This window comes from Psychrobacter sp. (genome assembly GCF_030457785.1).
Taxonomy (GTDB): Bacteria; Pseudomonadota; Gammaproteobacteria; order Pseudomonadales; family Moraxellaceae; genus Psychrobacter.
This window is the reverse complement of the sequence record NZ_JAKDUI010000140.1, coordinates 1-7,473: the sequence shown is the minus strand read 5'-3', so window position 1 is coordinate 7,473 and position 7,473 is coordinate 1. Positions and strand designations below refer to the sequence as shown.

General features: G+C 42.7%; 7 protein-coding genes. 5 read left to right on the top strand and 2 right to left on the bottom strand.

What is annotated here, in order from left to right:
• On the top strand, positions 1 to 212 hold a 212-nt coding region (locus tag L0J61_RS07685), incomplete at its 5' end, for a hypothetical protein (protein WP_301465814.1).
• Positions 213 to 223: 11 nt separating this feature from the next.
• Here the strand turns inward: L0J61_RS07685 and glnD are convergent.
• Together glnD and map are read right to left on the bottom strand one after the other, a co-directional pair.
• Positions 224 to 2,965: a [protein-PII] uridylyltransferase gene (gene glnD, locus L0J61_RS07680; RefSeq protein WP_301465812.1), complete on the bottom strand. Its 2,742-nt coding sequence runs from the start codon at positions 2,963 to 2,965 to the stop codon at positions 224 to 226.
• 291 nt (positions 2,966 to 3,256) lie between these two features.
• Complete coding sequence (gene map / locus L0J61_RS07675) at positions 3,257 to 4,051, bottom strand: type I methionyl aminopeptidase (RefSeq protein WP_301465815.1); 795 nt, start codon at positions 4,049 to 4,051, stop codon at positions 3,257 to 3,259.
• A 405-nt stretch (positions 4,052 to 4,456) separates the two neighbouring features.
• On the opposite strand from map, the gene L0J61_RS07670 reads away from it, so the two are divergent.
• The 4 genes from L0J61_RS07670 to L0J61_RS07655 all read left to right on the top strand — a co-directional run bounded on the left by L0J61_RS07670 (position 4,457) and on the right by L0J61_RS07655 (position 7,308).
• Complete coding sequence (locus L0J61_RS07670) at positions 4,457 to 4,660, top strand: hypothetical protein (protein WP_301465811.1); 204 nt, start codon at positions 4,457 to 4,459, stop codon at positions 4,658 to 4,660.
• A 121-nt stretch (positions 4,661 to 4,781) separates the two neighbouring features.
• Positions 4,782 to 5,612 (top strand): triacylglycerol lipase, encoded by an 831-nt coding sequence (locus L0J61_RS07665; protein ID WP_301465809.1) that lies wholly within the window; start codon positions 4,782 to 4,784, stop codon positions 5,610 to 5,612.
• A 40-nt stretch (positions 5,613 to 5,652) separates the two neighbouring features.
• Positions 5,653 to 6,756, top strand: a complete 1,104-nt coding sequence (locus L0J61_RS07660) for a lipase secretion chaperone (RefSeq protein ID WP_301465808.1) — start codon at positions 5,653 to 5,655, stop codon at positions 6,754 to 6,756.
• Between the two features lie 66 nt (positions 6,757 to 6,822).
• Positions 6,823 to 7,308: an META domain-containing protein gene (locus tag L0J61_RS07655; RefSeq protein WP_301465806.1), complete on the top strand. Its 486-nt coding sequence runs from the start codon at positions 6,823 to 6,825 to the stop codon at positions 7,306 to 7,308.
• Positions 7,309 to 7,473 lie beyond the last annotated feature (165 nt).

Below are 7,473 nucleotides of genomic sequence, written 5' to 3'. Positions count from 1 at the left end.
AGCAGTGTAGCACTTCTCCTATTTTTTGTCTTTTGCTTCTCATGGCTATTGTTGCTGATTTATTTAAAAATTTGAATAATAAAAACAGCAGGTCAATTAAGGGTGTTATTGATCAAGCATCGTCAAAATATCATTATTTAAAAAAACGCACCATCAATAGACTGATAGTGCGTATTTGCTGTTCTATACAAGTTTTCTACGCGATGATTTAAACGCAATAACTTTATATCATGGTAGCGTCTTTTTTCTCATTGAGACTGGTTATCAATGCTAATTTTAATGCTTCGAGTCTATCTTCAGACAGTGGCTCGTCATTTTGGTCGCTGATATAAAACATATCTTCTGCACGCTCTCCCAATGTCGTGATACGAGCAGCATGGACTTCTATTTTTTCCTGCAAAAATGTTTGCCCAACGCGTGCTAGAAGCCCTGGTTGGTCAAGAGTTTCTAGGTTCATGATGTGCTGACCTGAAGCGCCATTAAAGTCAAAAGAGATCACGGTTTTTACTTCAAAGTGTCTAAGCTGACGAGGAAGACGTTTGTTGACCAACTTAGGTGCTTCTGGATTTCTAAAGGCATTAATCAAACATTGCTTGAGCGTTTGCTGGTTGTTTTCGTCGACCAATAGTGTGCCGCTAGGATCCAGTAGTACGTATGAATCCAATGCAAAGTCACGAGTCGCTGTGATGATGCGAGCATCTAGTACATCTAAACCCATTTGATCGAACACTGCCATGGTGACAGCAAATAAGTTTTTTTGATCTTCAGTGTAGATAAAGACTTGAACGGCATCAAGTGCCAGTTCACGATGCTCACGTAGAACTACTAGTGGTGGACTGTCTTCATTTGAGGCTAAACCAATGGGCGGGTGATTCAAGATAGCCTCGGTATGCCAAATAATATCTTCTGCGATTTCTCGCAAAAAGTATTCATCGCCCAAATCATCCCATAGTCGTAAAACTTCATCACGATTCATGTGTTGATTGTCGACATTATCCAACATTTTTAGCGCTTGATCGCGGGTATCGCTGATCATGTCTTGGCGATTGGTCGGTGCATCGATATCCGCACGTAAGATACGACGGGTCTGTGAATACAGTTGTTTCATCAGTGTCGCACGCCAGCTGTTCCAAAGCTGTGGGTTTGTGGCGTTCATATCGGCGACGGTTAAGACGTATAAATGGTTGAGGTGGGTGACGTTACCGACCAAGTCAGCAAAGACGGTGACGACCTCTGGGTCTGAAATATCTTTCTTTTGTGCAGTCATCGACATCAATAAATGATAGCGTGTCAACCAACCGACCAGATGAGCGTCTGCCTTACTCATACCATGTGTTAAGCAAAACTCAATTGCTTCTGTTTCCCCTAGTTGACTGTGATCACCGCCACGACCTTTGGCAATATCATGGAACATCGCTGCCAGTACCAAGATTTCTTTGCGATCAATGCGCTGGAAAATAGCACTGACCAAAGGAAACTTTTCAAAGAACCGTGGGTCAGTAAAGCGATGTAAAATGCGAATCAAAAATAACGTATGCGCATCGACCGTATAACGGTGAAATAAATCGTACTGCATCAGACCAGTGACTTGGGCAAAAGCAGGAATATAATTACCCAAGACACCGTAGCGATTCATCGTACGTAAACGGTGGAATAGATAGTTCTGTTCTTTTAGGTTGGCTAAAAAAAGTGCCTGATGCGCAGGGTTATCACGATAAACCTGATCGATGCCACGGGCAGCAATCTTCAATGCACGCAAGGTATGGGTACGGACGTTTTTTAGATCGTATTGACCCATTAACAAAAACATCTCTAAAATCGACTCTGGATGTTGAGCAAAAACCCGATGATGCGATATGGATATTTGGTTACCGATTCGGTTGAAGCGGGCGTTTATCGGTTGTTTTTTTGGTCGTTCATCATCGGGCAGATATCGCTCGATAATGGTCTCATAGTAATGGTTGGTCAGCATCTCTGACAGCGTTGATATCTGCATGGCACAGCGATAGTAATCACGCATAAAACGTTCAACCGCTGCATTAGGCTCATCATCGGGCTGAGTCGTATAGCCCATTATTTGAGCGACTTCACGTTGATAATCAAAGAGCAGCTTGTTTTCATTGCGACCAGTCAAGACGTGTAAATGATGACGTATTTGCCATAGATATCCTTCAGCGAAGCTTAACTCGTCAAACTCTTTTTCGGTTAAAAAGTCTTGTTGTACCAAGTCATAGAGTTTACTAACTCGGAAATAACGCTTCGTTACCCAGCCGATGAGGTGGATATCACGCAAGCCGCCAGGTGCGGTTTTGATATTGGGTTCTAAATTGTACTCAGTAGAGTTGTGCTGTATGTGTCGAGCTTTGGCTTCTTGGGTTTTTGCGTCAAAAAAATCACGAGGCGACCACTGTTCATTCACTATCTGGACAGGAATATCTTGCAACGTTTCGTTGCCGATTAATAAGCGAGATTCTAACTGCGCGCTGGCGATAGTGTGGTCAAGCGCGGCTTCCATGGCTTCACCGATGCTGCGTACGGCAAGCGCTGGCTCTAATCCTAAGTCCCACAATGTGGTGATGAATTTGTCTATTTTGTTGCTGGCATCAGCGCTGATGGCGTTAGGAGATAGTAGCAAAATATCGATGTCTGAATAAAGCGATAACTCGCCGCGACCGTAGCCACCAGTGGCAAACAATGCCAGATCTGTTTTATCCATCTCAAACATGGTAAACAAAGCGACCAATAGACTGTCGATAGCACAGGCACGCGCTGTGACCAACTGACGAATACTGGTACCCCGCTCTAGTGACCGGCTGATATCGTCATTGATCTGGGACAACCATTCAGGGATGCCGAGTAGGTTCTTATCTATCGCTTTTTTGTCCGATAGCGGCGGTGTATGCATACCATTCGCTAGTATCGGTAGCGGTGTCAGATCAAAAGAGGCGATATCACAATTAAACATGAGTGTTATCCAGTTAAAAGTTGAGGAATAAAGTAATGAAGCTAAAAATCGATTGGCTACAAGGCTGCTGATAAAAGCGCAAGGGTGTGCAGGGTATTAGGGCAATTTTTCAATTCAATGAATGGTCATCTAAACGGGCAAAAATGGTTTGATATGGTTTGACATTGTTATTACCGTTTTTGAAACAAAGTCACGCCCTAGAGTATAAAAATAAAAAGCCCATAAGCACAACACTTAATATGCCCTAATTTTGAGCCAAAAAAAAGACCGCCTAGGCGATCTTTGATTGTATTACTGCGTCAAAAAACTTAAATCTTCTTCAGGGCGAGTGGTAAACACCTCACAGCCATTGTCGGTTACAACCATCGTATGCTCCCACTGTGCCGACAGCTTACGGTCTTTAGTAATCGCTGTCCACTCGTCCGGCAAAATCTTAGTTTGCCACGTCCCTTGATTGATCATAGGCTCGATGGTAAAGGTCATACCAGTCTTTAGTTCAAAGCCAGTACCTTTTTTGCCGTAATGCATGACTTGCGGCTCATGGTGAAACTCATCACTAATGCCGTGTCCGCAGAACTCACGAACGATACTGAAGCGTTCAGGCTCTACTACCTCTTGGATAGCTGCACCGATATCGCCAAGACGTGTGCCGTTTTTCACGACACTCATGCCTGCATAGAGCGCGTCTTGTGCGACTTTGCAGATACGCTTGGCCATGATAGAACCGTTACCGACGATCCACATTTTTGAGGTATCACCGTAGTAGCCGTCTTTGATCACGGTCACATCGATATTGATAATATCACCGTCCTTTAACAGCTTATTTTCGGTTGGGATACCGTGGCACACCACATGATTGACTGAGGTGCATATTGATTTTGGAAAGCCATTATAGTTGAGTGGTGCAGGGATTGCTTTTTGTACATCAACGATATAGTCGTGGGCTATTTGGTTTAGAGCTTCAGTGCTGATACCGACTTTAACGTGCTCATCTAACATTACTAGCACGTCGCTGGCCAGTTTACCGGCCACGCGCATTTTATCTAGGGCTTCTGGAGACTGAATAAGGGATTTTTTAGTCATCATCATCATCTGTCTTGTAATTATGGATTCAATGTGGGCTGATTATAACACAAATGGAGCAACGGCAGTTTGACCTTAAGTGATAGTGAATCCTATTACTGTCATTGAAAATAATTGCTTTACGGTGAGGTGAAAATCCATATAACCGCTACAGTTAAAGTAGCGTGTCTGTAGCGGTCATATGAATTAGTTGCAGGTTATAGAATATACAACTAAAATTGTTTCTATTGCTAAATGGATTAGCAGTAATTCTTTACGGATTATTTTGCAACGTAAAGATCATCAACTTTAACGATAACAAGGATTTTATCATGATGCTTTCTTCTGTGCGTAATGATCTCAGCCTGAGATTTCTTTTACCAATACTCGGATCAATCAGTACTGGTATCCTCTTAATGACAATGGACAATGCAAACCACATCCGCCCAAGCCGCAGGTCAATACTATAATTGTGCCAATGCCAATGGCTGTAAGTTGGTTGATAGTAAGTTCTTCACTTCTAGATATACTCAAACCAAGTATCCAGTCGTCATGGCTCATGGACTTTTTGGCTTTACTAGGGCATGTCCTCAATTCAATCGATATTTCTCTAAATGGGTTAAAAATGACTAAATGTTGCCAAACGGCGTCAAATAGCTGACTAATATTTCGATATTATCTGCGCTATTTTCCTTGTTTGACTGCCATTTATCTCATTTTTATTACCATTTTTAAAATGAGGACACGCTCTAGAATGTTCGGGATTGCAGATTACTTCAATGGAATTCCCTCAAACTTAGTAAACGGAGGATCACAGGTTTACACCACTAAAACATCAGCGGTTAATAACAGTGAAGTTCGTGGAGAGCAGCTTTTACAACAAGTTAAAACCATCACTGCTATCTCAGGCAAGCCTAAAGTCAACTTATTTGGGCATAGTCAAGGTGGTATAGATATTCGTTATGTTGCTGGTGTTGCTCCACAATATGTTGCCTCAGTGACGGCAGTAGCAAGTCCGGAACAAGGTTCAAAAACCGCAGATTTTGTCAAAAACACCCTTGAGCCAAACAACGATTCAGGAAGTCCATCTAAGATCACAACACCATTGGTCGCAACCGCGTTCGAGTTATTTGGTGGTTTTACAGATGTCGGCTCAGGTATCAGCTTTAACGAGATACAAGAACAAGATGGTTGGAAAGCACTCTTAGCTTTAACTACTGACGGCGCTGCTGATTTCAATGCCAAATTCCCAGCTGCACTGCCACAAACCTATTGTGGTCAGCCGACCAGTACTGCCGTCAATGGCATAAAGTATTACTCATTTAGCGGTGTTGGGCAATTCACCAGCATAGTTGATCCTAGCGATTATGTATTAGCGGCAACGAGTGTGCCGTTTGCAGGAGAGAGTAATGATGGTTTGGTGTCGGCCTGTTCAAGTCGGCTTGGTTACGTAGTTCGTGATAACTATCGAATGAATCACTTAGATTCAGCGGATCAAGTGTTAGGTTTGACAGCATGGGGACAGTCTGAGCCAAAATCTATTTATCGCGCTCAGGTCAATCGTCTGAAAAATGCAAACCTTTAAGTCAACTTTTAATAACTTGTAATAAGAAGATATATTATTTATGTCAAATAATCGCCGCCCAGCTTACTCATTCATTATTATAATTGCTGTAATCATGTTCGTCGCGACTGCGGCGGTGATTATGTGGTTCAAGCCCGATCGTACAAATATGGCACCATCGCAATCGGAAACTAACTCCCTCGGTCATGAAACTGAGGATGAGCTGCCAGTTGAGCTGGGTGATGATCAGATGATCCAAACGACTGGTAGTGAAAACCAGTCTTCATTTATCACAGGGCTAGAGCGTTTACCTCGCTCCTTGGAGGGTACGCAAGTTGATGGCGAAATTATTATTGATCAAAATAAACAGCTGGTCGTTACTGAAGGGTTGAGACGGTTGTTTGATTATTTTTTATCAGCACTAGGGGAAGAGGAAGAAGCCGTTATATTGATGCGTGTTGAGAGTTACATTCGACACCACACGCCAGAACCTGCTGCTAGTCAAGCAGTTGCAATATTTCATCAGTATACTGCTTATCTAAAAGAGCTTTCTGGAATAGGTGACCAGTACGGAAATTTACAGTTACAAGCGACACAAAGTGGGAAAATGGATTTAGATATGGTTACACAGCAAAAGCAAGATATTGCTAAGCTGCGTCAGCAGTACTTTGAGGAGCCAACTATCCTTGCTTTTTTTGGTGCAGAAGATGAATATGATGCGTATAGTATGGAAATGGTTAGAATTCATCAAAATAAGCAGATGTCTGATGCTCAAAAAGAAGCAGCAAAACAAGATTATATCAGTCGGATGCCAGATAATGAGGTCACAGACAGTATTGCTCAGCAGGCAAACCTCAATGAGCTTATCACTCGTACTGAACAAATGAAAACCAGAGGTGCATCAGCTGAGGCGTTATACAATATGCGCCGTGAACTGGTTGGAGCAGCTGCTGCTACAAGGTTGGCGCAAGTAGATCAGGAAGATATTGATTTTGATCAGCGCTTTACTCAGTATGAGATACAAAAACAGCGCTTATTAAGCTCGAGTTCAGAGCAAGTGCAAGTGCAGAATCAGATAGAGCAGCTTGAGCAGCAGTTATTCAATGATGCTGAGCGTAAACGTTTGGATGCTTATGCTGCTTTGAGAGAGATGAACACACCTTAGGCTGCAGAGTTCATGCAGGTTTTATATTTAGTAGAAATTTTAGAATCAATAGTTCGAGGAGTTTATATGAAAAATATGACAAAAATAATGATGGCCACCACCTTAGCTGCCGCTACTTTCGCTGCTGGCTGCCAAACCACTAGCGTGACGTCACCTGTGTCTCAGCCAGTCACCTCAGAAGAATTACAAGCCTATAATTGGCAGTTGGTCGATGCTAAGCGCAGTAACGGCGAAAAAATCACACAGTTATTCATTGATCCACAAAAGCCTTTGACACTGAACTTCTTTGAAACAAACGGCAATAACCGCGTCTCCTATATGAATACCTGTAACAACATGGGCGCAGGCTATAGTGTCGTTGATGGAGAAGTGCAGATATCAGGCGGTATCAGTACGATGATGGCATGTCCTGAGCCACAAGCCAGCTTTGATGCAGCCGCTGTAAAGACAATAAACGGCAAATATAGCATCCATGAAAATGCCAATAATGTGCCGATTCTGACCATTAAGAATGACAGCCAAGTTGCTTATTTCAAGGCGGTTGCTAAGTAGTATTACTGTCTTAAGCTTCTCTATTAGCCAGTTGATATAGCAGCCATACAGTCCGATTTTCAGTGTTTGATGTCTAGTGTTTGACGTTTAACCGTATCGAAAATACCTCACTAGCCAGTGAGGTATTTTTATATGAGGCGGCTTTATATAAAGCCCCGAATGGTG

Bases quoted from the DNA above. Each gene is read 5' to 3' on its own strand.
- L0J61_RS07665 (WP_301465809.1), top strand. From the start codon at position 4,782: ATGTTCGGGATTGCAGATTACTTCAATGGAATTCCCTCAAACTTAGTA.
- map (WP_301465815.1), bottom strand. From the start codon at position 4,051: ATGATGACTAAAAAATCCCTTATTCAGTCTCCAGAAGCCCTAGATAAA.
- L0J61_RS07660 (WP_301465808.1), top strand. From the start codon at position 5,653: ATGTCAAATAATCGCCGCCCAGCTTACTCATTCATTATTATAATTGCT.
- L0J61_RS07655 (WP_301465806.1), top strand. From the start codon at position 6,823: ATGAAAAATATGACAAAAATAATGATGGCCACCACCTTAGCTGCCGCT.
- L0J61_RS07670 (WP_301465811.1), top strand. From the start codon at position 4,457: ATGCAAACCACATCCGCCCAAGCCGCAGGTCAATACTATAATTGTGCC.
- glnD (WP_301465812.1), bottom strand. From the start codon at position 2,965: ATGTTTAATTGTGATATCGCCTCTTTTGATCTGACACCGCTACCGATA.